Origin of the sequence: uncultured Butyricimonas sp. (assembly GCF_959596855.1) — a bacterium.
Classification (GTDB): Bacteria; Bacteroidota; Bacteroidia; order Bacteroidales; family Marinifilaceae; genus Butyricimonas; species Butyricimonas muris.
Window position 1 is genome coordinate 19,309 of the sequence record NZ_CAUFYA010000007.1, and the last position, 26,561, is coordinate 45,869.

The following is a 26,561-nucleotide window of genomic DNA, read 5'->3' on the forward strand; positions in this document are numbered from 1 at the left end:
GAGAGTTCAATCTAAAATTTAAAATCTAAAATTTAAAATAACATGAGGGATTTGGAGATTTTATACGAAGACAATCACATCATAGCCGTGAACAAGCGGGTATCGGATATCGTGCAGGAAGATAAAACGGGTGATGAGCCGCTAAGCGAACGGGTAAAAGCCTACATCAAGGAGAAATACAACAAGCCCGGTGATGTGTACTTGGGTATTCCCCACCGCGTGGATCGCCCGGTGAGCGGTGTCGTATTATTCGCCAAAACCAGCAAAGCATTGGTTCGTCTGAACAAGATGTTTCAAGAACACGATCAGGAAATCACCAAAATCTATTGGGCTATCGTGGGGAATCTTCCCGACGAAGACCATGCCCGATTGACTCACTACCTGACGCGTGATCCCGAGAAGAATAAATCATACGCTTACAACAAACCCAAGAGTGGAGCGAAAGAAGCTATTCTGGAATATACCCTGCTGGGAGCCGGACAACGTTATTACCTGTTGGAAGTAAAGCTGTGCACGGGACGTCATCACCAGATCCGTTGCCAATTGGCAAAGATCGGATGCCCCATCAAAGGCGACTTGAAATACGGTTTCCCCCGTTCCAACGAGGGAGGAGGTATCAGCCTTCATGCCCGTTCCATCACGTTCATGCACCCGGTAAAGCAAGAGATGGTGACCGTCACCGCTCCCCCGCCATTGAACGACACGTTGTGGCGCTTCTTTTACGAGAACTTGAAGTAATTAAAAAAAGACAAGGCTGCCGGGTAATTCCGGACAGCCTCGCTCCATCATCCAGTAGTACAAACTTAGGGTTATTTACTATCCTTCAATGCTTTATTCAACTTCATCAACATGGATTGATAATGCACTTTCGTGTCGCCCGTTGCCCCGGCAACTTTAGAAGACAACAAACGCTGTGCTTTCAACGCCATATCCTGTATGTAGGTCTGTGAATTATCAATCTCACCGACCGTGACCCGCCTTTGGAAACCATAACCGTAGCCGAACTCGTTCAGAGTCATTTGCCGTGCCACGTAGCCAACCCCGTGTTCTTCTTCCAACTGACGGAATTGATCTATATACTTGTGAATAAACCCGCTTTCATCCAACCCGTAAGCGGCAATCTCCTCCACCGAAGGCACATAAGCCGCATCCGTCAACATCCGTAATGCACCGCCTCCGGCATCTTTAAATGCGCTGCTGGATACATCCACGATAAAACGTTGCAACATCTTGTCACCTTCCGTCAATTTCCGTCCCTTGATCGTGCTGTCGAAAGCCCCGTTATACAAATCTGTCAAGTATTCCTGCACCGTGTAAGGATTCGATGACAAATGAGCGGACAAAAGTATATTTCCGGTCAGGCGTTCCAACTGATCCAGAAGCCTCTTTTGCAACACGGGCGTCATATCGACAGCCATGCTGAAATTCTTCGTCAACTCCTTGTTATTTAGCCAATCGGCAGATTTGAACTCCTTCAATATCCACGCCAGCGAAGCCTTTTGCACGTTCTTCGGCACGGACACGTGACGTTGTCCTCGCATACCGTCTTTCACTTCCGTCAAGTAAATCCCTCCCACGTTGTACATCACGTTCATAAGATAACGGTAATATTGATTCGCGATTTGCTTGTACAATTGTTCGCGATGAGTGAAATCGGTATCGTCGGTTACCCAATCATTCATGTTGGCAAGAATATATTTCAAGTTCTTGATACCGTATTCTCCGGCTTTCATCGGGTCGTCACCCAAATCTTCCTCAATGGCACTCGGGTCATAGCGGGAATAGATCTGCTGTCTACCGTAACGATAACGGGGATCACCCGCTTTCTCGTCCACCCAACCTTCCAAGGTTGCTTGCTCGTCCCACTCGTTCCCGGCATCCAATAAAGGCTGATAACTCCACTTCACGAGGAAATAATCGTAAATTCCCAAGTCGGGCGGAGTCAGACGCACTCCCTTGTCGCCCGGTTGCGCCACGTAATTGAAACGGGCGTAGTCCATGATACAGGGCGTAGTCCCGTAAGTATTCGTGAAAGAAGCGGAACGCAAAGAATCCACCGCGTAAGAAGCCGATGCCGCCATATTGTGCATGAACCCCAGACAGTGTCCCACCTCGTGAGCCACCACGTAAGCGATAGACTCCTTCACGATATCATCCGGCATCTTCTTTGCCCGTACCGAAGGGTCGATTTGTGCCGTCTGCACGAAACGCCAGTTATTAATCAGACGAATCACGTCATTGTAAACCAACACGGAAGCGTTGATAATCTCCCCGGTTGTCGGGTCTACCCAAGAGGGACCCATCGCGTTAGCGGTCGAGGAAGGCAAATAGCGGATACAGGAGTACTTCAGGTTATCCGGATCGAACTCCGGATCATCAGCCGGGAAATCACGTACCTGCACGGCATTCTTGAAACCGATCTTCTCGAAAGCGGCATTCCAACGCAAAGTACCTTCCTTGATCGGCTGTTTCCACAATTCCGGGAAGGCATCATCAATATAGAACACGATAGGTTTCACCGGCTCCACCAGTTCCCCCCTTCTGTAAGCGGCAACATCTTTCGGTTCCAAACGCCAACGATTGGCAAGCGTGTAGTTTTGTATACCGTCTTTCTCCGTGGAAACGTGTTGTTTACTCGTCACGAATATCCCCACGCGGGAGTCAGAAATACGAGGACGCATTTTCTCCTCCGGCAATAAAAGTAACGAACGGGTTACGGTTGCCGTCAATGGCATATTGTCCAATATCGAGAAAGCCATGAACTTCAACGACATTTTATAGGACAGCATGGACTTCACCGTCAGGTTATCATCAAACGCCTTGATTTCTCCCAAGGCTGACCCGTCTTTATTGAAACTGGTCACCACTTGAATCAATCCCATGATAGAAGTCGGCAGGAAAGCAAACTCCTTCATATCCGTGGTAAACATCGGGGTCACGTCAATCACGACTGCCGTACTGTCACCATTATAGGCAGCTATCTTGTAAGAATAGAGAATTGCATCCATGAAATTCTTATCTATCGCCTTGCGCAAAGACGGCTCATTCGGGTTCGACGTCACGTAAGCATTCACCTCGTTGAGATAGATCGTACTGTCGATCTTCGTGAACCTGATATGCAGCGGATCATTCTGCTTGTATCCCACGTCACAGAAATCGTTACTGGAAGTCGACGTCAACGTGGAAGCCAGCAACATTTCCCGCCCGAGATACTTCGTCGGAATCTCGAAATACAATTTGCCGTCCACCTTGTGAAGCGTGATAAAATTACTCTTCACGGTTTCACACGACTTCTTTTTGAACAATTTGTCATAAGCACTCTTTTTCTCCGGTGCTTTGACCTCCGTCGTTTTACCTTTTTTCTTACGACCGGAAGCGTACGTTTCCCGCGTGCATGGTAACACCAGAAGCCCTACCAGCAATACTAACATCCATTTTTTCATACTTTTCATTTTTATAGTAAGACATTGAAAAATCTTCTCTCTTATTCCACCTTCGTGAAACGGAATACCAGCGGGTACAATTCCCTCATCGGGTACTGTGGCGGATCGCCCCATCCCGGGTTCATCTGGTCTTTATAAGTTCCCGTCAAGAAATCAGTCGGTTCGTAATCCACAACCCGAAATTCCAAGACTTTCCCTTTGCTCAACAAACGCACCAAAATAATCGCCGGGCGTTCCGTCACGTTAGCGGCGGAATAGTTCACGTTCGCTTTACTTAACTCCAGCGTCACGACATCCCGTTTTATCCCGTAAGCATCCTGATCCCATAACTGTTCGGGCTCTTCCCCCTTATAGATTACGTCACAATTCCGCAAGTATTTTGCCAAATCACCATACACGCCATCCACGTTTAAGGTATTCGCCGCACCAAACACGATCTTGTCCGTGGCGGGATTATTCAATGGCAGATTATCGCAATCGTTCGGGTGTCCCCAAACCATACTCTTGATAAAGTCAACACTTATCAAATTAGGAGAAATCCATGTCCCTACAAATTCCTCGTAACGCGTCGGTCCGTTCACGTTTATGACCACGAAACCGTTCGTACCCGCCTCGAAACGACCTTCTTCCACTAACCGAAGGATCACTTTATCTTTCCCCTCCTCTTTCTTGAGGAAACGCACGGTCACGTCAGCCGTGGCCTTCATTACTCCCATGTACAACTCACGTCCGCCGCCCACGATCTCGTAATGCTCTCCTTCCACTGCCGTGGATTCAGGATCTATCTCGAAAGGTACGCGCAACTCTTCCCGCTTGTACATGTAATCTTCCCCTGCCACTTTCATTCCGGCGGACACGACGATCTCATTCTTCAAATCCATGGAAGTCTGGGTAAATGAGCCGGTGAACAAATCCTTCTTTTCCACGGGAATCATCGCCCAACGATTGTTCCACAAGCGATATCCCGGCACTTCCTGTAAACTCAAGCGAATTTCACGCCGTCCTATCACGTTATCTTTCGGCTTCACGTGAATCGTATCAATCATCTGACCCGGTTGGATTGTAAATTCCCTTGCCGACAACGTGTAATCTTCACCTTCCACGGCAGATCCTTCTACCGTGAAAGGAACTCTCACCACTTCCGTTACCGGTTCCGATACCATTACCTCCACTGCCAAAGAATCAACAGCTTTCAGTATATATATGGGACGCCCGAAACTCAACGTGGGTCCCTTATCATCATCATCCGAGCAAGCCCACAGGAGGCTCAAACTCACCAGCAACGAAAAAACAAATAAAATCTTTCGCATAACTCTATTCTTTATTCGTGGAACTTCAATTTTCTTCCAACGCTTCATTATAAGCATCTCTTCTCTCTTGAATAACAGCCCTTTCCGCGTTTGTCAAACGAGGCAAGGCAGGCATAATAAACGTGGTGGAAATGTCCGCCAGACGGGGCGGCATATCATCCACATCGTCACATCCCGATAATACTAGAACCATTATTCCTATGATATATTTTAACGCTTTCATGTCATTCTATATTAAATGTTATTATTACAGTCCCTCGTACCCGGGATTCTGGATTAATCCCGAGTTCAAAGCGATATCGGTTTTCGGGATCGGGAACAAATACATAAACTTTGCCGTTTCGTACTTCACCCCACTAAGTCCCCACCACATGACAGGACTTCCGTTACGCTTCAACTCGTACCATCGATCAAATTCCAAGTACAATTCCTTGCGCCGTTCGTTCAATATCGCGGACATCAAGGGAGTCAACGCTTTACCCGTGGCATCGACCTTGACTAAAGCGTCAGTATTCACTTCAGGAAGATTCTGCGCCGTGTACGGGACATAATCACTGATCCGATTCTCCCGCAAATGATTCAAGTACCGCAAGGCGTTCGTTTCGTCCCCGGCGTGCGCGTAACTCTCTGCCATAATCAAACACATCTCGGCAGCCCGCACGGAAGTCTTCAACATCTTGGTATTCAAGAATTGCTCGTCAAAAAAGAAAGTATAACGAATATCCCGCTCTTTCTCCGTGAACAACTTCACCAAGTCCAACGAAACCGGACGTTGTTTCGACCGTTGCATGTACAAACGAGTGTACGCTTCACTCTGTTTTGTTCCGCTACGAATCAATTCATTCCCTTTCCGTTCCACTTCACTCTGGAGCATCTCTCTATAAGCATCCCCGCGAATCAACGGGTAAGCATCCAACACCTCTTTTGCCGTGCTTGCCGCCAAGTCCCACTCCTGCGTCCAAAAATACGTCCTCGCCAGATACGCGTTAGTGACATCGGCGTAGAAAAGATACTGTTTGTCCGTCTGGTTGAGTTTCAAGGCTTCTTTCAAATCATGAATAATAAAATCCGCTGTCGCTTTCAAACTTGCACGGTCAGGCTTCCCCTCCATGTCGAACTTATCCACCAGAGGCACCCCCAATTGCTCCCCTGCCCTTGTTTTATCATACGGTTCACAGAAATTACGCATCAGGTTATAATAACAAACGGCACGCATCGTGTAAGCCGTGGCCAAAAGCTTTTTCCCGAACTCCGTGTCCCGTTCTTTCAACTCGTGCAGCACGATATTACAATCCTTTATCACCTCGTACAACGAGCCGAACTTACCGGAAAGACTATTGATGTCACTTCCCACGTACTCGGGAATATCCCTCTCCGAAATCGTCAGGTTCGCGTCCATATTATCCGTGTAGAACTCGAAAGGCAACGTGTTCAGGTACGCCCCGAAGAAAGCATACTCGCTCGCCTGCTCGATATTATTCAAACGCGTGTGCAATATAGCGGAAAACTCCTCGGCAGTTTTCGGTACTACTTCACTCTTGTCTTTCACGTCCAGATAACGCGAGCAGGACGTTTGTCCAATCAAGAGCAAAACCATGATATATAAACCAAATCTTCTCATATTCATTCAATTTAATACATTACTAGAATCCTACATTCAGCCCGAAGGTAACCGAACGCGTCAAGGGGTAAGTTGTTCCCGGCGTTTCCGGGTCAATACCCGAATAATTCGTGAACGTGATAAAATTATTCATCGTGAAGGAAAAGACTACCGATTTCAACCCAAGCGGATGCAACAACCGCTCCGGCAAATTATAATACAACGATATATTCTTTACCCGCAGGAAAGACACGTTTTCAAGGTACGCCCCTTGCGTGATTTCCGTGTCGTGCACATTATACTGGTCCAACAACAACCGCTCCTCAGCCAGATAATCAATAATTCTGGGATACTTCACGCCGGTGCGCCTCTCTTCCGTCCAGCGGTTGGTCACGGACTTCTCCACGTTCAAGTGATTGCGATACAAATCGCTGTACGTGGTCTGCGGTTTCTCGCCCGTGGCTAAAGAAGTCACGCTCCTGTAACCGGCGGGCGAAGTAACCGTGTTCAATATCTTCGCGCCGGAAGAAACCACCCCTCCCACGTTCAATCTCAAGCCGCGATACGAGAAATTCACGTTGAATCCACCGGTGACAGGCGCCACCGAGGTCCCGAGATAGAAACGATAATTATCCTTCGACTGCAAATCCGTACCCGTGTAAATTTGCGCGTCAGGTCTTAACTCGAAGGTATAAACCCCGTCCCTCTCGTCTATCTTTATATAACGTCCCGCGAAAACGGATTCCAGCGGGAATCCCTCGTACCTACCGTTACCAATCACCCGTTTCCGGCTGTATTTCGACAATATGTTCCGGTTCCAAGCGATATTTCCCCCCACGTCAAGTTTAAAATCCTTACCGTTCAAAACCTTCACGTTCAAGGTTCCCTCCACGCCTTTATTCTTTATCTCGGAAGTATTATAGGGCTGCCCGGAAAAACCCGTGCTCGACAACACGTCCACCGTCGACACCACATCCGAACTCACGCGGTAATACGCTTCGACCAACCCGCTTACCCGCTCGTCGAACAAACCGAAATCCAACGCGACTTTCATGTCTTTCGTTTTCTCCCAACGCACGTTCGGGTTAGGAGCCGAACTCACCGACCCCGTCCGCAACCCGTTCCAGTAAGTCGTGGTATATCTCAACACCAGCTCCTTGTTCACCGATTTCACGATATTCCCGGTGTACCCCATGGAAGCCCGCAGGCTCAACCGGTTCACGACCGGCAACAACGAACTCATGAAGCGTTCCCGGTCCAGATGCCATCCCAAACCTAACGACCACGTGGGGTTGAATTGTTCGTCGCTACCAAAATTGTTGGAACCATCCGTCCGGAATGTAAAACTGAACAAATAACGTTGTAAATAATTATAATCCAGCGAAGCGTAAAATGAAGCGAACCTGTTTTCAGTCGTGGTTTCCCCCGCCAACTGGTCAAACAGGTCGGCGTATTTGCCCACGTCCGTGACGGATGGTTCGGGCGGAAGCGGCATCGCCGAGTAACCTGTCACCTCGTCATACCCGAAACGCTTGAAGTAAGTCCGTTGATTTTTATCCCCCCGCAATTCCGCTCCCCCTACCAGACTCAAATAATGCTCCAAGGCAAACGTATTCTTGTATTCCAACTGTCCCCGCACGTTGTAGCTGGAACCGTTCGTGGATGTCTGCGTGATTGTCCCGTAAGGCGTCCACTCGTCATTATATTCATCAAAATACAAGCGGTCTAAAAATGCCGCGTACGTGTCCCGCCCCCTCGTGTCCTCCACTTTATTGTGAAAATAGGTATAGGAAGCCAACCCGGAAAACCTCAAATAACTCAACAAATCGTAAGTCAGATTCATCTGCACCCGCGCGTTCGCGTTATCCGCCGTACTTGATGTTTCTTTCAGCTCCCGCATGATATTGAAACCGTTGGTAGGCAATATCACGATATTGGCATTTCCCTCGTTAATTGATTGCAAGTTGAAATACGTGCGGTCGGGACGATAACTCCCGTCCTCGTTATACACCTTCTCGTAAGGATTCGCGAAATAAGCGTACTCGAACGGGTTTATAACGGTCGAGTAACTCTTTGACTTCTGTTTCGAGAGATCAATCCCGAACATCATGTTCAAGCGTTCCGTCGCGTTCGTGTTAATCTTGGCATTAACGTTATACCTCTCGTAATCCGTTTCCTTCACCAACCCGTTCTGGTCAGCGACACCCAGTGACACGTAATACGTGTTCCGGTCCGATCCCCCTGAAAAAGAGAGATTATGATTCATCGAGAAGGAATTTCGGAATATCACGTCAAACCAATTCGTGGTGCGTTTGCCCAATTCCTCGATATAGGCATCCTGTTCCGCGGTACTCATGGGTTCGAACCCGTCTTCCAGCCACAACTTATCATCCCGCCCGAGTTTTTCCGCCCGGAGCATACCGACAATTCCCACTACCGGGTAATGCTTCAACGGCTTTTCCGTCTTATTATGCTCGAAAGGAGCGGCCGAAAACTCGTCCCACAACTCCCGCTCCCACGCCAGTTTCTCCCGTGAATTCATCAACTTCGGATCACGTTGCGGTTTCAACCCCACGGAAAACGTGGCACTATAATTCACTTTCATTTTTCCCGCCTTTCCTTTTTTAGTCGTGACCACTATAACACCACCCGCGGCTCTCGACCCGTAAATGGCGGCGGCGGAAGCATCTTTCAATATCGTCACGCTCTCTATATCGTTCGGGTTAATCCCCGCTACCCCCGTCACGAAAATCTCGTTCAGATTCCCCGACTTGATCTGCCCCGTCGATATTTCCGGGATATCCTGCTGAAGAGGCACACCGTCCACTACCCACAAGGGCTCGGCGTCCCCGCTAATCGTGTTCGTTCCCCGGATCCGTATTTTCGCCGCTTCACCCGGTCTTCCGGAAACAGCGACAACACTCACCCCGGCTATCTGCCCCTGCAAAAGCATATCCACCGTGGGAATGGCTTTATTCTCGAAAACCTCGGCGGCCACCGTACCGAAAGAACCCGGGGAATTGCGTTTCGTCGTCTGCCCGTAACCCGTGACCACGACTTCGTCCAGCTGGTCGACCTTTTCTTTCATCACGACCGTGAGTGTCTTCGTCACGTCGGACACTTTCACCTCCCGCGTTTCCATACCCACGAAAGAAACGAGCAGCACGATATCTTTCCGCGCCGGGATCGCCATCTCGAACTTCCCGTTGATATCCGATATCACACCCGCGTAAGTCCCCCGCAAAATCACGGTAGCACCGGGGATAGGCACGGAATCCGTCGTCATCACCACCCCTTTCAATACCACTTTTTTCACCTCGTCCCGCGCGGGACGTTCGGGACGTATGATCACGACGTCGTCTTCTATCTCGTAGGAGAACCCGGTGCCTTTCAAGCATTTGTCCAGCACCTCCTCGAGCGTGGCGTCTTTCACGTCCAACGATTTCACGCGGATACCCTGCAAATCATCCAAGTTGTACACGAACGTGTAGCGGCTATTCTCCCGAATCTCCGTCAAGATATCCGTGAGATTCTTGTTCTCTGCCTTCAATGTCAGTTTCACCTCCTGCGAGTACACCGCCGAGAACGCGAGGTTCTGCACCAGCATACACAGGCATAAAAACTTAACAAGTAATAACTTCCTCCACAGCTTTTCCCTACTGGAACTGCTTCGCGTGTCATTTTTTTTCATACTTTTGTTTTTAGGTTTCACATTAAATTCAATGATGAGCTTAGCGAGCGGGCAATGGGGCAAACATTGCCTGCTTACTTTTTCAATAAGCTAACTTGATTTACTATTTTTTCACTTTCATGTTTCCGGCAAAAGTACTCTCTCTCCCGATACGCGCAAATCACCATTTATAGTGAAATTACCTTGCCGGAATCACGTGTTTCAGCTACCCGGTTCCCTGTACTCCCCCACGCGAATTTCTCTTCCCTCGATCCGGAACCTTACTTTCCGTGTCTTTTCAATTTTCGTCAATAAATCCTGAATATGTTCATACCGTTTCATCTCGACCGAGAACCGTAATTTCCCGAGTTCTTCGTCGTCAAAGTTCACGTTCACGTCATACCACCGCGCCAAACGTTCCATGATTGTCGCCAGATCCGCCCCCTCGAAATAGAATATACCGTCTTTCCACAGGACGAACTCCTTCACGTTCACTTCCCGTGTCCGTATCCCGCCGCTTCCCGGGAGCACTTCCGCCTGCACGCCGGGCAGCATCAACACGGATTCCCCGCCGTGGGTCAGGCACACCCGTCCTTCCACCAGCGTGGCTATCGTCCGTCCCCGGTAAGCGGTCACGTTGAAACTCGTTCCCAGCACGCGCAAGTCCGCGCCGTTGGCGAACACGTGGAACGGGGCTGTCGAGTCGGGCATGACCTCGAAATAGCCCTCCCCCTCGAGCTTCACGTCCCGCCGCGCGCCCTTGAAACGTAAAGGGAAATATAATTTGGATTCCGAGTTCAGCCAAACCCGCGTACCGTCCGGCAATTCCATGAAAAACTCCCCGCCGCGGGGAACGACCAGCGTGTTGTACTTCTCTTCCGCCAAGGAATCCGCGCGCGCGGCGATTTGCCGGTACACGCCCCGCTCCCCGGCGGGTACCACCACGCGCCCCGTTGTGTCTACCAGAAGCCCTTTTTCATCTTTCAACTCCACGGATTGCCCGTTGGCAAGTATCAGCACGGCTTTTCCCCCACCCGGGACGATCCCCGTGCCATCCGCCGCCGGAAGCCCGTTTCTCCCGGGAGCGGCGTACCACAAGTACCCCGCCACGCACAAGGGCAACATAAACAACGCCGCGTATCTCGCCACCGCGCGCCGGGTAAAACGCTTCCCGTGACGTGCCCGTTCAAACTTCCGCCACTCGTCCTTCACCATTTGCCGTTCCGCCCGCGTCGGCGCTTCCCGTGACAAGAGATACGCCCTCGTTTCCCCGTACTCGCTCTCGTGCAAGGGTGATTCTCCCCGCCACCGTTCCAGCGAAGCACGTTCCTCCCCTTCCAGCGTCCCGGCGATCTCCTTGGCTATCCAACGGGCTACATCAAAACGTTTTTTCAATAAATCTGTCATCTATTCTGGTTTACGGTTTATATAGAAGACGATCGAGAGGAAAAAGTGGGTGAGTGGAGATGATTATTTTTCAAGCAGGATGAAAAGAATCATTAAAATATCCTTGGAAAGTAATTCACGCAACTTCACGTAAGCACTCTTTTTCAATGACTTCACCGTGTTCACGGATACACGCAACTCCGCCGCGACTTCCGTGTTATTATTCCCTTTCAAGTTCAACAAGATTACCGCACGGGATTGTGCCGGCAACTTGTCTATCGCCTCGTACAATACCCGGTACGTTTCCTGCCGGGTAACCTCTTTCAGGAAATCATAATCCTCCGCCTCGTTCTCGTTCAGGTGGGCGGAGTATTGCTCCTCGATCTTCCGGTGCTTGCAATGATCGAGGTAGATACGGCGGGCAACCGTGTACACGAAAGCCTTGGCATTTTCATCCGTCGCGAATTCCTCCCGGTGCTCGAACACCCGCGTGAACGCCTCCTGCGTGAAATCGCGGGATAATTCCGTTTCCCCCGTGTATCGCTGCATCAAGGTATATACCGGTAGAAAGAATGTCTCGAAAAATGCTTTAAACTCTTTATGTGATACTATCGCCATAAGTTACAGTTACAAGTTACAGGTTACATTTGCCTTCGGCAAGTTACAAGTTTTTTCCCAAAAAACTGTAAATAATACGCGGGAAAAATAACCTGCAACTCGCCGAAGGTGAATGAAACCTGCAACTTGCAACTCGCCGAAGGCAAATCATTGTTCCAGAAAGGACGCGATTACCCGGAACGGGACATCTTTAAAGATAATCTTTTTATCCCTGTCCAGCAGGTAGAATGTCGGGATTGCCCGCAGGTCGTACAAGCGTTGTTCCTTGATCACCTGCCCGTCGTCGTAAGCGCACACCCATGACTTCGGTTGCTCTTTCAAGTGCCGGCGCCACGCTTCAACGTCGGGGTCGGGGTACACGGAAAGAAATACCAGCCGCCGCGATTCCCCCCGTTTCTCTCTCAACAGGAAATTCACGAAATCGGCGGCCTCGAACTCCGCTTTGATCGCCCGGCAAGCGTCGCAATCGGGATTGTTGAAGAATAGAATCGTGTAATCGGCTCGGATGTCCGACAACTTTTCTCTCTTGCCCGACGGCAAGGTGTAAACGAAATCGGTAGCCGCACTTCCCGGTCGGTTCTTCAACGCCATTTCAAGCCGGAACGCCGGTCGCAGCTTGTCGACCTCCCCCACCCGCGGCGACGCGACGATATACCGCAACACGGGAATGTAAAATTCCTCGCTCAACATGGGCGAATTGGGGTCATACAAGTATTTCTCGTACAGGGAAGTGAAATGGGCGAACATCACCGAATCGGCATCCATCGCCCGGTCGAGCATCGACGCTATCGCCCGTTCCACGTCCGCGTAAGGCACCCGGGGAAACAATTGCAGGTAGTTGGCGAACGCCTGTTCCGTTATTTCCGGACGACGGATCAACGAGGTGTCGGCGAAATCGAAATGCTCCCAGTAACGTGCAACAAGGTATTTCACCTGTTCCCTCTCGTCCGTGTATATGGAAGGTATCTCCGGCAGCCGGAATGCCTGCATCCGCGCCGCGCCTTGTTCCGCTTTTTTCCCGCGTGAAAAAGAACACGCCGCCAACGCGACGCATAACCCGATGACAATATTCCGTGTATAATTTTTCATGGTTTCGATCGATTGATACGCGAAGATACGATTTAGTTTATAAAGTTCATAAGGTTCATAAAGTTTATAAAGTTGCACGGACGCGAGGAACTTTATCCACGGCAGCCCGGGCTGCCGTTAGACATGGTCCGAAGGACGCCTTGTAAACCTTATAAACTTTATGAACTTTACAAACTTTATGAACTAGGGGGGCGCGCACGCGCCCCTCCTCTCTCACTCCTCACCCGGGGTCAGGTACTGTGACGTTGAGGTTTGTTTCCCGGAACGGGTGGTCATGAAGGTGTAAATGGCGAGATTGTCGAGGTCGTACTCCTCGTCCAGTGCCGTCGACGTGCTACCGGACTCGCCACGCTCGCGTAGCGTCACGAGGAGGCAATACTCGTTCGTCGTGTCGAACACGACCGCGTACGCCTTGTCGTCCGCGTAACAATCCGCCCCGTCAACCACGTTAGCCTCTTGGTTGAATTGCAGTTTCCGCGCCGCCCTGTCGAGCGTTACCGTCACCTTTCCCTTCAATAGCCTGCCATAGGACACGAGCAGGCGGGAGAAGTCGACCACCGTTTCGAACACCTCCTCGGGTTTCGCCTTCGGGTTGAACTCCCGTTCGGGATACCTCCGCGTCGCCGTCACGATATCCGACTTGTTGATTTTCAAGAATTTCGCGTTGCACTTCACGCCCTTGTTGTCCGGCGGGCAACTCACGCGCAACACCCGTTTCATCGGTGACGCCAAGCGCCCCAGCGCGCCGAAACACGCGTCCTGACGCATCACGTCTTCTTTTAACGACCCGTTCCACGCGGGCATCGATTTGACGGTCACGCCGCCGTTAGGTTTCTTCGAGAACAGGTTGGGTCCCACTTGCCCGGAAATACTCTTGCATAGATTCATTTTAGCGTCTGCCATAGTTTGTACGTTTTTAAAGGTTAATGTTTCAAAATGCCGCCACACGGCATCATTATCGTCAACAAAGTTACGGTATAAGAAAAAGAAAATCAAGAAAAAACGAATTTTATTTTAATTTATTTTAACAATATAACACGAGGGATACGCGAACAGGGCAACAAGCCCACGGGAAACGAGGAGCAGTCGGCGAGGAAACGGCGGAGTTATTCGGTACTTATTCGGTAGTTATTCGGTACTTATTCGAGCAGAGTTCGAATAAATACCGTGGAAGTATTGTTTAATTAAAAAAAATTTAGTAGTTTTACACGAAGATTGGTAGTCGCTTACAACCGGCTCAGAATGTAGTTGAATTAAAATCGAAGGTTATGGACTTGAATTTTCCACCGATGGACGGTTCCCGTAAATGCTGGCGCGTGAACGGGATAACTTATTACTGGCGCAACGGGCAACTTATTTGCCGCACGTCGAAGAACGAGAAACGCGCTCCCCGGAAGGACGAGAACGGCAAGGAACTGCCCCTACGCAGCCCCGCTCAGGAGAAATCGAGCTCCGTGTTCTCGGAAGCCCAAGCGATGACGAAGGCTTATTTCCTCGCGCACGGGCACTTGCTAATCTGGGTGGTGGCACCGAAGACGAAACCCGGGCAATCGTCATGGGCGCTGCACCGCCACCTGAACAAGGCGGCGTACGTCCCCGACGAGGGCGTGCGCTATTTCAACTCTTACCGTTTCAGCCACGGGATTCTCGAGCTTCCGGATAATTTCACCGTCCGGCGTGACGGCTGGCACGTTACCCTCGAGTGGGAGGACGACCGCGACCAACCCGCCGCCGCCGCCGGGGACCTACTGTTCGTGGGCTATTTCCACGGGGGATATCCCCGCTCCCCGCTTCTCGTCCCGGCGACGGGCGCCACCCGCGGCGAGCAACGCGCGGAGTTTGACATCCCGCCCCTCGACCAGCCCGACGGCGGCGTGCTCCACCTCTACCCCTTCTTCGGGCGGGCGGACAAGAGCGCGTACGCGGGCAGTTATTACATGAGATGCTAGTGCCGTTCCCCGCGAGGGGTATCGTGAATAAAAGAGGCCGCCCCGCGTCTTCCCGGAACGGCCTCGACCTTAAAAAAATCACACGCGCACTTATAATGTATCTATAATTTTCCTTTGGTCGTTAAAGAAATTCATCCGCTGTATCTCACCGCTTTGTGAAACGAGAGTCGAATGTCTTTTCAACGAATGAATCCATTTTTTCTGGTAATCACATACCTTCCCGTCGCGCGAGTCCATCGAGTTGATGGAATACACTCGCAGGAAACAAATCTGGAAACCGGTTTTCTCGACGTAACTGTACGTGGCTTCAAAATCAACGTTCGAGAGGTAAATTGACAGAAGGTTGCCGTTATGGAAGGCTCCTTTTTCCGACAATAATTCCAGCTCGCGCAGAAGTTGATGCAACTCTTTCTTCATGTTCGCGACATCGGTCGCGGACACGAGACCCAGCTCGGCGAAATACTTTATTTCCTTCACGAAAGAACTGAATACACACTCGTCGAGGATAAAACAAGTCTTGTGCACCTGTCTTAAACTTTCCATGAGTTCTTTCCGCGTTTTCGCCAATTTCTCCGAAATCACCACGTCGGCGAGCGAGGCGGGCGTTCTCAGTTTCTCGTTCTGGTATAGCCACCTGCTAATCCGGAATTTGGACAAATTCTCGTAAGGGGCGTAAAATGTATAAGGAATGGTATTCGACGCGGTTATCACCTCTGTCGTTGGATCCGCCTTGACGTACCTGAATAATTTATGGTAACGGGCCAGTATCTCGTGATAATTTTCCATCGGCTCCACGGAGTGCAACACGTTCAGGTCGAACATCGCCCCGCTGGACATACTGTTACCGACAATCTTGTCTAACGATATGCCCATCTGGCTGGCGATGATCGCCACTTCGCTGAACGTGAAAGCAACCTCCCCCCTTAATCTCCGGTAAATTGCCTCCTTACTCATGCACAATACCTCCATGAGGATGTTGGCGAGATTATTCTCTTTCGGGGTAATCTCGCGCATCGTGCTGATCAGTTCATCTACCACGGCATTTTTCATCGGGGTGCCGCTCCTTAGTCAAAAAAGTATTTACCGATGGAGAATTTAACCACTTTTTTCGCGGGAATGGTCATGTTTTGCTTGCTGTTCGGGTTGTAACCGTTACGGGCTTTGCGTTCCCTGATAGAGAAAGAACCCAGTTCCAACAAAGAAATCTTCTCCCCGTTCTTCAAAGATTCCGCCATTGTCCCGATTACCGCGTTTACAGCCTTAGCGGCTTCCACTTTGCTTGTCCCGTTTTTCTCCGCGACCTTCTCGATTAATTCACGTTTGTTCATTGTCAATAGTTTTAATATTAATAAATAGAGTTTACCGGCGTGTATTACACGAAACCGCACCCGACGCACGGGGCGTCAAGCGCGATTCCGGGTACTATCTATAATTCTGTTTCATCGATACACACGCTTTTAAATGAATTTTGCCAAGATGACGTTCTGCCCACTTAGCAGTACAAAGATGAAAGATTTTATTCAACAATCAGTGCTTATTACAGTGTATCAGCCATATGCGTTTTTTCTATTTCTGTGTGGATTATCAAAAACAGACTTGAATAATGAAACAGATTCTCTATTTATTGTTAAACATTCCGTTATTCGTAACTACAACACGGGAATCTTCCCGTGTTGGGTTTATGTACAAAACGTCCTTCGGACAAAATCAAAACGGCAGCTTACGCTGCCGTTAATATAGTACCCCACTGGAGGCCATAACTTTATAAACCTTATAAACTTTACGAACTTTATAAACTCTATTCGCACAACCCATTGATGATTTCCCGCTGGTCTTTAAAGAATTTACTCCGTTGGATTTCCCCGCTTTGAGAGATCAGCACGGAATATTTCCGCAAGGAATCAACCCACTCTTTCACGTTACGGAACACGTTCTCGTCATGTGAAGTGATCGAGTTGATGGCGAACAGCCGGATCAGGCTCAACTTGTAGGAAGAGGTCGCTATATAACTATATGTCGCCTCGAAGTTAATGTTGGCTATATATATAAATACCTCTTTCCCGCTCTTGAACGCCCCTCGAACGGCTATCTCTTCCAGCTCGTCGAGCAACTCGATCAACTCTTTTTTCAATTTCCGCACGTACTCCGGTGAAATCAAGTTCGCGCGGGCGAAATACTTGATATCGTTCACGAGGTAGAAAAAGATTTTGCAATCCCATATATACTCGGTATGATTGAACTCCTGCGACTCTCTCACAAAATCGCGCTGGCGGTCGAGCAGTTTGTCCACCATGTTGAGTTCCTCGAAATGATGCTCGATATCGATCTTCTCGAACTGGTACAATCATTTGAACATGCGGAATTTCGACAGCAACTCGTATTTCAAGTAGAACGTCTGCGGGATAATATTCGACGCCGTGCAAAGCACCGAGGTCGGGTCATGCTTTATCTCTTGAAAAACCTTCACGTAATTGTCCACGATGGAATAATAAGTTTCCAACGGGTCGGTATAATGTATAACGTTCAAGTCGAATATCGCGCTCATTCCTTTCTTGGAACCGACCAGCTTGTCCAACGACACGCCCATCTCGCGGGATATGGTAGCAGCCTCTGACAAGGTGAAGGGAACTTCACCCCGCAACCTGCGGTAAACGGCTTCTTTACCGAGGTATAATTTATCTATTAATGTATTTGCCAGATTAACCCCACGCGGGAGTTTTTCTTTCATGGCTTTAATTAATTCTTCATTGTAATCAAAAGTTGTCATGATTTGAGTATTTATTAATACAACTATATTACTCGTTATACGAGTCTGTCGTTTCAATAGTTCCGAAAAGTGAAATTATTTGCCCGGCAATTTAATAAAAATATCGGAATACAAATCAAAAAATGGATAAGAGTGCTTCAATAGAAACGCGTTAAATCACAAATACACTTTAAAGGTCACTAATTCTTGACACGAGCGAGATACTTTTGTAATATCAAAAACAAAGTGAAAGGGTTATGACGAGGAAAATGATTTTCATGCTGGGTATGATCGCGCTTGTTTCGACAAGCAAGGTTAGCGGACAAGAGAGAGATTTCTACAACGCCCCGCTTTTCAGCGTGAAAACGAATGCCTTGTACTGGTTGACAACCACGCCCAACATGGGATTGGAAGTCGCGCTGGGGAAAAAGATAACTTTGGACTTGTCCGGTACGTATAACCCGTGGAGTTTTGGTGATAACAAAAAGATTAAACACTGGCTGGTACAACCGGAGTTCCGGTACTGGGGAGGCGAACGTTTTAACGGGCACTTCTTCGGGGTTCACGGGCTCTACGGTAAGTTCAACGCGGGAGGAATCAAGATGTTGGGATTGGACAAATACCGTTACGAGGGCTCGTTTCACGGTGGAGGGATTTCATACGGTTATCAATGGATACTCGGGAAACGCCTGAACTTGGAAGCCACGATCGGGATCGGGTACGCGAGATTCAAGTACGACAAACACGAGTACCAGACCGGGGGTAAATTTATAAAAAAGGGTGAAAAAGATTATATAGGCCCGACGAAAGCTGGAATCAGTCTGGTGTACATTATAAAATAAGAGTGATGAGAAAGATGATCATATATAGTATAATTTTACTGACCGCGGGTCTGTTTTCAACGAGAGTGGAGGCACAGAACAACGTCTACGTGGGCGAGATACGCGTCACGCGGCATCGTTTCGAACAGCGGGGTGACAGTGTTTTCATCGAAATGACAATCGACATGAACGGGTTACCCGTGGGCAACAACGAAGCCTTCACGCTAACCCCCGTGATCGAGAAAGGGACTGAAGTAGAAGAATTACCATCGGTAATCGTGAACGGGAAGCGTAGGTCTAAGGCGTATCAACGGTCACTCTACTTCAATCGCGGGGCGAAACCTTTCCCCACGTACGCGGTTGTGGCGGCTAACAAGCGCACGCGGGAGAAAGTAAATTATAAAATAAGTGTTCCTTATCAAGCGTGGATGCAGGACGCGGCATTAAATTTGCACGAGAGTTTTTATGATGGAATAGATCAACGCTTGATATCGGTAAACTTGTTGGCGAAGGCACTCAAGCCGGACGCGGCCTTGAAAGGGAAGGTGCAGATTGTCGCTCCCACTCCCCTCGCGCCCGAACCGGTAACGCGAACGACCCCGGTCGTGAAAGAGAATACCGCGTCGCCAGCGAGGGCTGTTGAAGGCTCCGCCTATCTTGATTACCCGAGGAACCGGACAAATATTATCCCGGATTACAAGGATAATCGCGAGGAGCTTGCCAAGATCAAGGCTATGATTGACGAGATCACGAGCAACCCGGATCACGAGATAACGGGAATTTATCTCACGGGATACGCTTCCCCGGAGGGAACGTACGCTCGAAACGAGCAACTGTCACGGGAACGCACGCTGGAATTGCGCGACTACCTGCTTGACAGGTACCCGATGCCAAGAAACCTCTACCACGCGGATTGGGTGGCGGAAGACTGGACAGGACTGAAAAAATTGATAACACAATTCGGGATGCCCGATAAAGATAGAGTTCTTTACATTATTAATAACGTCGATATTTTCGAGGGAAGAGAAAAAAAACTCATGGATCTGGATCAAGGAGTGCCTTACAGGTACATGTTGAAAGAATTTTTCCCGCGATTACGACGAGTTGATTACAAAATCACGTATCGAGTAATCAAATAAAGCACGAGAGAATAAGATATTCCTGAATGCCCCCCGGTATAACAAACGCCGATCCCCACATACACCTCTTACCGGGGGCATTCTTCAAAAACATTATCAAGAGCTATCCTCGAATGCCCCCCGGTTGTAACAAACGCCGATCCTCACATACACCTTCTTGACCGGGGGCATTCTTTTCCAAGAGCCGATTTCTGATCGGCTCTTTTCTTTTGCCGTGACAGTGTCCTGTTACTTTTTGTCATGCCGAATGACTCTTTGTCACGTCCTTTGACATGAATAAAGTGTCCAGAAATTGGAACTTTTTCATGGCTGTTTAAGTTTAAATATACAAATGAATCTAAATCTTATAAGTTATGATGTTTATTTGGTATATTTTAATCGGTATCGCGGCGGGATTTATCGCCGGGAAAATAGTCCGCGGAGGTGGACTAGGATTGTTTTTAAACCTGATCGTGGGGATTATCGGCGGAGTGCTGGGCGGCTGGCTCTTCGGGGTAATGGGCATCTGGACGACGGGTGTCATCGGAAGCCTGATAACGGCAACCGTGGGAGCTATCGTGTTGCTGGCTATCGTGTCATTATTCAGCAATAAAAAAGCATGAGATAATGAAAAGGCGGTGGCGTATTATTGTTCCGGTCTTCTTCTTTTGCTTGCTTTGCCCGGCAGTGCTGCAAGCGCAAACGGACGAGGAAAAAAAGATATTGCGGGAACGGGAGGAACTTGCCAAGAATAAAACCGGGGGTACGGTAGTTGTCAGCGAGAAAAGCGCGTTGGAGTTGTTCGACAACACCCCCAGTTTCGGCATATTCCGGGATAATTACTTCGTCTCGGGCATTCCTACCAACCACAAGATCGACAAGCACACGGCGGATGCCAAATTCCAGATCAGTATACGCCAACGCCTGACAAAAAGTATTCTCCCGTTCAAAACCTTCCTGTACCTGACCTACACGCAAAAGTCTTTCTGGGATATTTACGCCAAATCGAGCCCTTTTCTGGATAATAATTTCAACCCGGGAATAAGCCTGAGCAAAGCATTGATCTATCGCGATCAATTGATGGGAATGGCGGTACTTTCATTCGAGCACGAGTCAAACGGGCGTGATTCTCTGGCTTCCCGGAGTTGGAACTATATCTCGTTGTCCGGCTCGTGGTTTATCGATTACCGCTTCTCCGTGCAGATGAAAGTATGGGGCGGCTGGGTGGACAAAGAAGGAAACCCGGATTTACTGAAATACAAAGGGTACGGCTTTGTCGCTTTCAACTACCAAAGTGCTAACGAACGACTGTGGTGCTCTGCCATCATCAATCCCCGCCGACAGTTTATCAACATGAATACCACGTTGGAGATAAACTTCAAACCCAGCTTGAAAGCAAACGAATATTTGTTTATACAGTATTACAACGGTTACGCGGAGAACTTGCTGGAATACGACCGCTACGTGTCCATGGTGAGATTCGGGATCTGCATCAAACCGGCTTTACGCAATTACTATTAGGTTTGTAAAGTTCATAAGGTTCATAAAGTTTATAAAGTTCTTAGACCCCTGCGGGGCGCTTTGTCCACGGCAGCTTGAGCTGCCGTTAAACACAGTCCGAAGGACACCCGTCACTTTATAAACTTTATGAACCTTATAAACTTTATAAACCCTTACACGTATACCCCTATAATTAAACAAGGTATTATGTGTAAATTAATATTAGTCCGGCACGGGGAGAGTGTCTGGAACAAGGAAAACAGGTTCACCGGATGGACGGATGTCGATTTGAGTGAAAAGGGGGAACAGGAAGCTCGCCGTGCCGGTGAGTTAATTCGGAAACACGATTTGTTATTTGATGTAGCTTTTTCTTCCGTGCTGAAACGGGCTATCCGCACGTTGCATTTACTGGAAGAATCGGCAGACCGGATGTGGGTACCGGAAATTCATAACTGGCGTTTAAACGAGCGGCATTACGGGGCATTACAGGGATTGAACAAAGCGGAAACGGCAAAGAAGTACGGGGAAGAGCAGGTACATATCTGGCGAAGGAGTTTTGATGTTACACCTCCTTTACTGGAGCCTGACGATCCTCGCGGAGCCGTCTACGAGGACAAGTACAAGAACGTGGACCCCGCCGTGCTTCCCTTGGGCGAGTCGCTGGCACTGACGATCACGAGGGTCATTCCTTTCTGGCAGGATTATATCGCGCCCTGCCTGATCTCGGGAAACACGGTGCTGGTCGTGGCACACGGCAATAGCCTGCGGGCATTGATTAAATACTTGGACGGGATCAGTGACGAAGATATTGTCGGTTTGGAAATCCCGACAGGAGTACCGCAGGTATATGAATTGGATGCACAATTGCGCCCGAAGAAAAGGTATTATTTGAAATAAGCCACCGGGCAAAGCAGTAAAGTTTATAAGGTTTATAAAGTTCATAAAGTTTATAAAGTGACGGGTGTCCTTCGGACTGTGTTTAACGGCAGCTCAAGCTGCCGTGGACAAAGCGCCCCGCAGGGGTCTAAGAACCTTATAAACCTTATGAACTTTACAAACTTTATGAACCTTAAGAACCTTCGGCTCGACATTAGTAAAACTTTTTTTGTAAGTTTGAGGCATAATGCAAAAAAACGAACCATGAAAATAGTTACTTATAATGTCAATGGCCTACGGGCTGCCTTATCGAAAGATTTCACGAAATGGTTGGAAGACGAACAGCCTGATGTCGTATGCCTGCAAGAAACAAAAGCGCAACCGGACCAGATACCGACACTGGAATTCGAGGCTTTAGGCTACCGTTCTTACTTCTTTTCAGCCAAGAAAAAAGGATATAGCGGGGTTGCGATACTCTCGAAAACGGAGCCGGATCACGTGGAATACGGGATGGGGCTCCCCGCGTACGACGACGAGGGACGTTTCATTCGTGCCGACTACGGCGACTTGTCTATCGTAAGTGTATATCATCCTTCCGGAACGACAGGAGATGAACGGCAGGCATTCAAGATGAAATGGTTGGAAGACTTCCAGAATTACGTGGAAGAACTGAAGAAAACCCGCCCGAACCTGATCCTTTGCGGGGACTATAATATTTGTCACCGCCCGATAGATATTCACGATCCGGTACGCAACGCCAAGAACAGCGGTTTCCTGCCCGAGGAACGGGAATGGATTGGTGGGTTTATCGACTCCGGTTTTATAGATACCTTCCGTTACTTCCACCCGGAAGAGGCAGAAAAATACACGTGGTGGAGCTATCGCTTCAACGCCAGAGCCAACAACAAAGGCTGGCGCATCGACTACTGCATGGCAACCGAAAACTTGAAACCCCGCCTGAAAGACGCGTATATCGAACCGGAAGTTTATCATTCAGACCATTGCCCAAATGTTTTGATAATTGAAAATTGAAAGTTGAAAATTGAAAATGAAAAGAACTCCCTCCCCCTTCGGGGTACTCCCTTTATAAACAGAGGGAGAGCTAAATTACTCACCATCTTCGGTAAGATTCACCAGCTCCTCCTCTGTTTATAGAGGAGGTGGCTGCGAAGCAGACGGAGGAGTTCATTTTCAATTTTCAACTTTCAATTTTCAATTATCAAAGCAGTCTTTGTCCGTTGACGATCAGTTCGAAATGAATATCCAAGTACTCGGCAGCTTTGCGGCTCAGAAGCATACGACCGAGGAAAATTTCAAAGTAATCCATGACAGCGGAGATTGACGTGTCGATTTTCAAGTCAAGAATAATAGCCGTGTTGTCCTCGTTGAAATAGATACGGGATTCTTCAACAGCATAGTTTACACGGTCATGTATGTCAAAGCTAGAGAAATCTTGATTGCGTACGCGGGAACGACGTACATCGGTTTTATCCGCGAGAATCAAGGCAGCGGCAATCGGGTTGACAGCCGCGGCAGTCCCCTCGTCATGGTTGCCGATGGCACTGATGACTTGGGCTATCTCATCCGGGTCCATTCCCATGCGGTCGAGCAGGCGGAACGCCATGACTGCCCCGCTTTGAGCGTGGTCGATACGGTTGACGATATTCCCGATATCGTGCATGTATCCCGCGATCTTGGCCAACTCCGCCGTGCGTTTCGGGTAATTCAACGTCAACAGAATCATTTCTGCCATTTTCGCCGTTTTTACCACGTGGGGGAACGAGTGTTCCGTGTACCCCAAAGCAAGCAGCACCTTATCCGCCTCGTTAATATACGTTTTTATACTCTCGTCGTTTCGGATATCCTCGTATGTAACTAACATCTTTTCTTTATTTTATTCTCAACATTCTCAAACATAAATCAATTTCTTCGGGATCCCCCGTGTGCTTGCCCGCCACGTCAGACAATTTGACAGTAGGGAGAAATATATCACTTCCCTTGGGACGGCACTCGAAAAGTTTAATCACGATGTTCAGCGGTGTCACGCCGACGTCGTTCGTGATATACGTGCCGATACCGTAAACATCGTGCAGGCGCCCGGCAACGTACTCTTTGATTCTCTTTACCCCGTCGAGGTCAAGAGCATCGCTGTACACGATCGTCTTGCTCGCCGGGTCAACCCGATGCCGACGGTAATGACGCAAGGCTTTCTCCGTGAACTCGAAAGGATCGCCGCTATCCCACCGCAAGCCGTCAAAGAGCTTGGCATACTTCGTGTCAAAACTATTGAAGAAATTATCCGAAGTATAGGTATCCGACAAGGCTATCCCCAGATAACCGTCATAGACGTCCACCCAGTTTGCCAGCGCCATGGCATTTGCCGAGCGATAGCCGAAATGCGCACCGTGATACATGAACCACTCGTGAGGATGCGTCCCCATGGGCGTGAGATTATATTTCATGGCAAAATAAACGTTACTCGTGCCGTTGAGCAATCCCTTCATGTTGTCCCGCAATATGCCGATCACCCGATCCTGCACCTCGAACGAGAAGCGGCGACGAGTGCCGAACTCGGAAATCTCCGCGTGCATTTCCGCGAAAGCCTTCGCCTTGGCCATAGCCCTTTCTTCCGTGTCACGTGCCTCCTGCCCCGTCATCCGGAAATACAATTCCGAAATAATTGCCAGCAAAGGCACTTCCCACAATACCGTCCGGTACCATAATCCCCGCACCTCGACGTCCAACCGGCCTCCCGCTTGACTCACCTTGACCTCGTCGGGATTGAAACGGAATCCCTTTAACAAGTCAAAGAAAACAGAGTCGAAGTAATAACACCGAGCACGCAAAAAGCGTTCATTCTCGGGCGATAGCACCAAGGCTGCCATCTCGTCCACTTCCTTCCTTACCGCCTCGGCAAAACCGGGGGGAAAGAGAGTGTTTTCCCTGTTCACGAAGCGATAGACAACCTCGGCATCCGGAAACTTTTTCTGGATAGCGTTCATCGTCGTGAACTTGTAGAGGTCGTTATCTAAAAAATCATGTATTATCATCTTAATCTTTATCCAACAATATTGAATCGGATTTGACGAAACGCGCCCCGAGACGTGCCGCCTTGCCGTAGATAGGTACGGACAATCTCTCGCATCCCGGTATATCGCTCATGCAATCCTCGATGATCACGAGCTTGCGGACAATGTCCGGGAAGTCGAATAATTGTTTTAACGTGTTTGCCACGCAATGGGTTTTAGCCTCTCCCGCCAACCATATCGTATCGTATTGTTCAAACTCTTCTTTCAACTTCACGTTAAAGGCTGTTTCGGGAGCCGAAGCGATAGGCACGTTTGCCCGGAAAGCCCCGAAAAACTCCGTGCCGGGATGGAGTCCTTTCTCGACAATCCCGCAATAACGTCCCTGACGTGCCCAGCGAATAACAGCATCGAACAAGACCGGAATAATGGCAGCCCCCTCGCTTCCCTTGATACAGTGCTCCGGCCAGATCACGTGCTGGTACTCCCCCGTCTCCTTGAGTTGACGCAGGTACTCGACGACTTCCGCTTTGTCGCCGAACGGTATCCACTCCCCGGACACGACTTCCCACCAAGATATGGTGGTGAAAGGTTTCGGGTTTTCGCCCTTGGCATTCCGCCAATAGAAAGGATGCGCGATGTCCATCACGTGATGTTGATCGAGCGTAAGGATAATTTTGTCTATCTCTTCCTTCTTCCGATCTATCAATCTCCCCAACCGCTCGGCGTCTTTTTCCGCTCCCGGTACATATAGAGAACCGCGGGGCGAACAAAAGTCGTTCTGCATATCCACGATAAACAACAGTGTCTTCATATCCCTACAACATATCTAAATCATGAAACATTACGCGGTAATCAGCCGCTTTTTCTTCCAACGGTTTCGGATAAGCCCTTGATGACGACGGCATACGATAAAGCCGCATCGGGCGTCCCTCGTGCACGAACTCGCTATACCCGCCTACCCGGGGGGACGCGGCATCGATCTGTTCCAACAGGGTATCGGTTGCCTTCTGTCCCGTGGTCACGATAGCGCGACACGCGGGAATCTGCGCCAAGACCCGTTTCAAATCGACCGGGGTAACCACTTCCAAAAACTGATCGGACGCATTTCCCTTGTGCCGGATGATCTCCATGGCGGTATCGAATAACGCTATTCCCTTCTGGTTGAGGAAGGCGATAATCCGATCCTTGTCAAAGCTTTTCTTTCCCTTCTCTAAAAAATAGTCCTTATCCCCGAAGAATAATACCCCGTAAAGCCGCCACATATCGTTCTGCAAATTGGGGTAGTAAAAATCCATCGACCAACGTGCCCTCGGCGGGGGAAAACTCCCCAGCATGAGCAACCGGGCATTACCCGGCAGGAATGGTTGCAACGGATGCTTTTCTATCAGATCATTCATATTCCTATT

23 protein-coding genes and 1 pseudogene are annotated in these 26,561 nt (G+C 49.1%); 8 read left to right on the forward strand and 16 right to left on the reverse strand.

The window, feature by feature from the left end; all coding sequences use genetic code 11:
• Positions 1-51: 51 nt before the first annotated feature.
• Complete coding sequence (locus Q5866_RS04685; protein ID WP_099294618.1) at positions 52-738, forward strand: RluA family pseudouridine synthase; 687 nt, start codon at positions 52-54, stop codon at positions 736-738.
• 71 nt (positions 739-809) lie between these two features.
• Here the strand turns inward: Q5866_RS04685 and Q5866_RS04690 are convergent, their stop codons facing one another.
• The 9 genes from Q5866_RS04690 to Q5866_RS04730 form a co-directional block, all read right to left on the reverse strand.
• On the reverse strand, positions 810-3,443 hold the full coding sequence (locus Q5866_RS04690; protein ID WP_303179156.1) for a zinc-dependent metalloprotease: 2,634 nt from the start codon (positions 3,441-3,443) through the stop codon (positions 810-812).
• Positions 3,444-3,484: 41 nt separating this feature from the next.
• Positions 3,485-4,753, reverse strand: a complete 1,269-nt coding sequence (locus Q5866_RS04695) for a Calx-beta domain-containing protein (protein ID WP_303179158.1) — start codon at positions 4,751-4,753, stop codon at positions 3,485-3,487.
• A 25-nt stretch (positions 4,754-4,778) separates the two neighbouring features.
• Positions 4,779-4,976: a hypothetical protein gene (locus Q5866_RS04700; RefSeq protein ID WP_303179159.1), complete on the reverse strand. Its 198-nt coding sequence runs from the start codon at positions 4,974-4,976 to the stop codon at positions 4,779-4,781.
• A 24-nt stretch (positions 4,977-5,000) separates the two neighbouring features.
• A complete protein-coding gene (locus Q5866_RS04705) occupies positions 5,001-6,374 on the reverse strand; it encodes a RagB/SusD family nutrient uptake outer membrane protein (protein WP_303179161.1) in 1,374 nt (457 codons plus the stop codon).
• 22 nt (positions 6,375-6,396) lie between these two features.
• Positions 6,397-10,044 (reverse strand): SusC/RagA family TonB-linked outer membrane protein, encoded by a 3,648-nt coding sequence (locus Q5866_RS04710; RefSeq protein ID WP_303179163.1) that lies wholly within the window; start codon positions 10,042-10,044, stop codon positions 6,397-6,399.
• Between the two features lie 201 nt (positions 10,045-10,245).
• The gene (locus Q5866_RS04715; protein WP_292270977.1) at positions 10,246-11,430 is read right to left on the reverse strand and encodes a FecR family protein; all 1,185 of its coding nucleotides are present in this window, start codon (positions 11,428-11,430) and stop codon (positions 10,246-10,248) included.
• Positions 11,431-11,493: 63 nt separating this feature from the next.
• A complete protein-coding gene (locus Q5866_RS04720) occupies positions 11,494-12,027 on the reverse strand; it encodes an RNA polymerase sigma factor (RefSeq protein ID WP_303179166.1) in 534 nt (177 codons plus the stop codon).
• 147 nt (positions 12,028-12,174) lie between these two features.
• Positions 12,175-13,116 carry a DUF5106 domain-containing protein gene (locus tag Q5866_RS04725; protein WP_303179168.1) on the reverse strand — a complete coding sequence of 314 codons (942 nt, stop codon included), beginning with the start codon at positions 13,114-13,116 and terminating at the stop codon, positions 12,175-12,177.
• Positions 13,117-13,329: 213 nt separating this feature from the next.
• Entirely contained in the window at positions 13,330-14,019 is a 690-nt protein-coding gene (locus Q5866_RS04730) for a DUF6266 family protein (RefSeq protein ID WP_303179169.1), read from the reverse strand.
• 365 nt (positions 14,020-14,384) lie between these two features.
• On the opposite strand from Q5866_RS04730, the gene Q5866_RS04735 reads away from it, so the two are divergent.
• Positions 14,385-15,065 (forward strand): hypothetical protein, encoded by a 681-nt coding sequence (locus tag Q5866_RS04735; protein ID WP_303179171.1) that lies wholly within the window; start codon positions 14,385-14,387, stop codon positions 15,063-15,065.
• 90 nt (positions 15,066-15,155) lie between these two features.
• On the opposite strand, the gene Q5866_RS04740 is transcribed toward Q5866_RS04735, so the two are convergent.
• From Q5866_RS04740 to Q5866_RS04750, 3 genes and pseudogenes are all read right to left on the reverse strand, one after another.
• On the reverse strand, positions 15,156-16,115 hold the full coding sequence (locus tag Q5866_RS04740; RefSeq protein ID WP_303179173.1) for a helix-turn-helix domain-containing protein: 960 nt from the start codon (positions 16,113-16,115) through the stop codon (positions 15,156-15,158).
• 14 nt (positions 16,116-16,129) lie between these two features.
• The gene (locus Q5866_RS04745; RefSeq protein WP_255302109.1) at positions 16,130-16,438 is read right to left on the reverse strand and encodes an HU family DNA-binding protein; all 309 of its coding nucleotides are present in this window, start codon (positions 16,436-16,438) and stop codon (positions 16,130-16,132) included.
• A gap of 425 nt (positions 16,439-16,863) precedes the next feature.
• Positions 16,864-17,832: pseudogene (locus Q5866_RS04750) on the reverse strand (hypothetical protein).
• A 236-nt stretch (positions 17,833-18,068) separates the two neighbouring features.
• Between Q5866_RS04750 and Q5866_RS04755 the strand changes: the two are divergent.
• The 6 genes from Q5866_RS04755 to Q5866_RS04780 all read left to right on the forward strand — a co-directional run bounded on the left by Q5866_RS04755 (position 18,069) and on the right by Q5866_RS04780 (position 23,158).
• A complete protein-coding gene (locus Q5866_RS04755) occupies positions 18,069-18,653 on the forward strand; it encodes a DUF3575 domain-containing protein (RefSeq protein WP_303179175.1) in 585 nt (194 codons plus the stop codon).
• Between the two features lie 5 nt (positions 18,654-18,658).
• Positions 18,659-19,771, forward strand: a complete 1,113-nt coding sequence (locus Q5866_RS04760) for a DUF3868 domain-containing protein (RefSeq protein WP_303179177.1) — start codon at positions 18,659-18,661, stop codon at positions 19,769-19,771.
• A 353-nt stretch (positions 19,772-20,124) separates the two neighbouring features.
• Positions 20,125-20,373 (forward strand): GlsB/YeaQ/YmgE family stress response membrane protein, encoded by a 249-nt coding sequence (locus Q5866_RS04765; RefSeq protein ID WP_227215629.1) that lies wholly within the window; start codon positions 20,125-20,127, stop codon positions 20,371-20,373.
• 4 nt (positions 20,374-20,377) lie between these two features.
• Complete coding sequence (locus Q5866_RS04770; RefSeq protein ID WP_303179180.1) at positions 20,378-21,271, forward strand: phospholipase A; 894 nt, start codon at positions 20,378-20,380, stop codon at positions 21,269-21,271.
• Positions 21,272-21,457: 186 nt separating this feature from the next.
• On the forward strand, positions 21,458-22,147 hold the full coding sequence (gpmA, locus tag Q5866_RS04775) for a 2,3-diphosphoglycerate-dependent phosphoglycerate mutase (protein ID WP_186975721.1): 690 nt from the start codon (positions 21,458-21,460) through the stop codon (positions 22,145-22,147).
• A 243-nt stretch (positions 22,148-22,390) separates the two neighbouring features.
• A complete protein-coding gene (locus tag Q5866_RS04780) occupies positions 22,391-23,158 on the forward strand; it encodes an exodeoxyribonuclease III (RefSeq protein WP_099294630.1) in 768 nt (255 codons plus the stop codon).
• A gap of 187 nt (positions 23,159-23,345) precedes the next feature.
• Here Q5866_RS04780 and Q5866_RS04785 read toward each other — a convergent pair whose 3' ends face one another.
• The 4 genes from Q5866_RS04785 to Q5866_RS04800 are packed head-to-tail and all read right to left on the reverse strand — an operon-like array spanning position 23,346 to position 26,552.
• Complete coding sequence (locus tag Q5866_RS04785) at positions 23,346-24,008, reverse strand: HD domain-containing protein (protein ID WP_303179183.1); 663 nt, start codon at positions 24,006-24,008, stop codon at positions 23,346-23,348.
• 7 nt (positions 24,009-24,015) lie between these two features.
• Entirely contained in the window at positions 24,016-25,176 is a 1,161-nt protein-coding gene (gene pncB, locus Q5866_RS04790) for a nicotinate phosphoribosyltransferase (RefSeq protein WP_303179185.1), read from the reverse strand.
• Between the two features lies 1 nt (position 25,177).
• Positions 25,178-25,966 carry an isochorismatase family protein gene (locus tag Q5866_RS04795; RefSeq protein WP_303179187.1) on the reverse strand — a complete coding sequence of 263 codons (789 nt, stop codon included), beginning with the start codon at positions 25,964-25,966 and terminating at the stop codon, positions 25,178-25,180.
• Positions 25,967-25,970: 4 nt separating this feature from the next.
• Positions 25,971-26,552: a uracil-DNA glycosylase family protein gene (locus Q5866_RS04800; RefSeq protein ID WP_303179189.1), complete on the reverse strand. Its 582-nt coding sequence runs from the start codon at positions 26,550-26,552 to the stop codon at positions 25,971-25,973.
• Between the last annotated feature and the right edge of the window lie 9 nt (positions 26,553-26,561).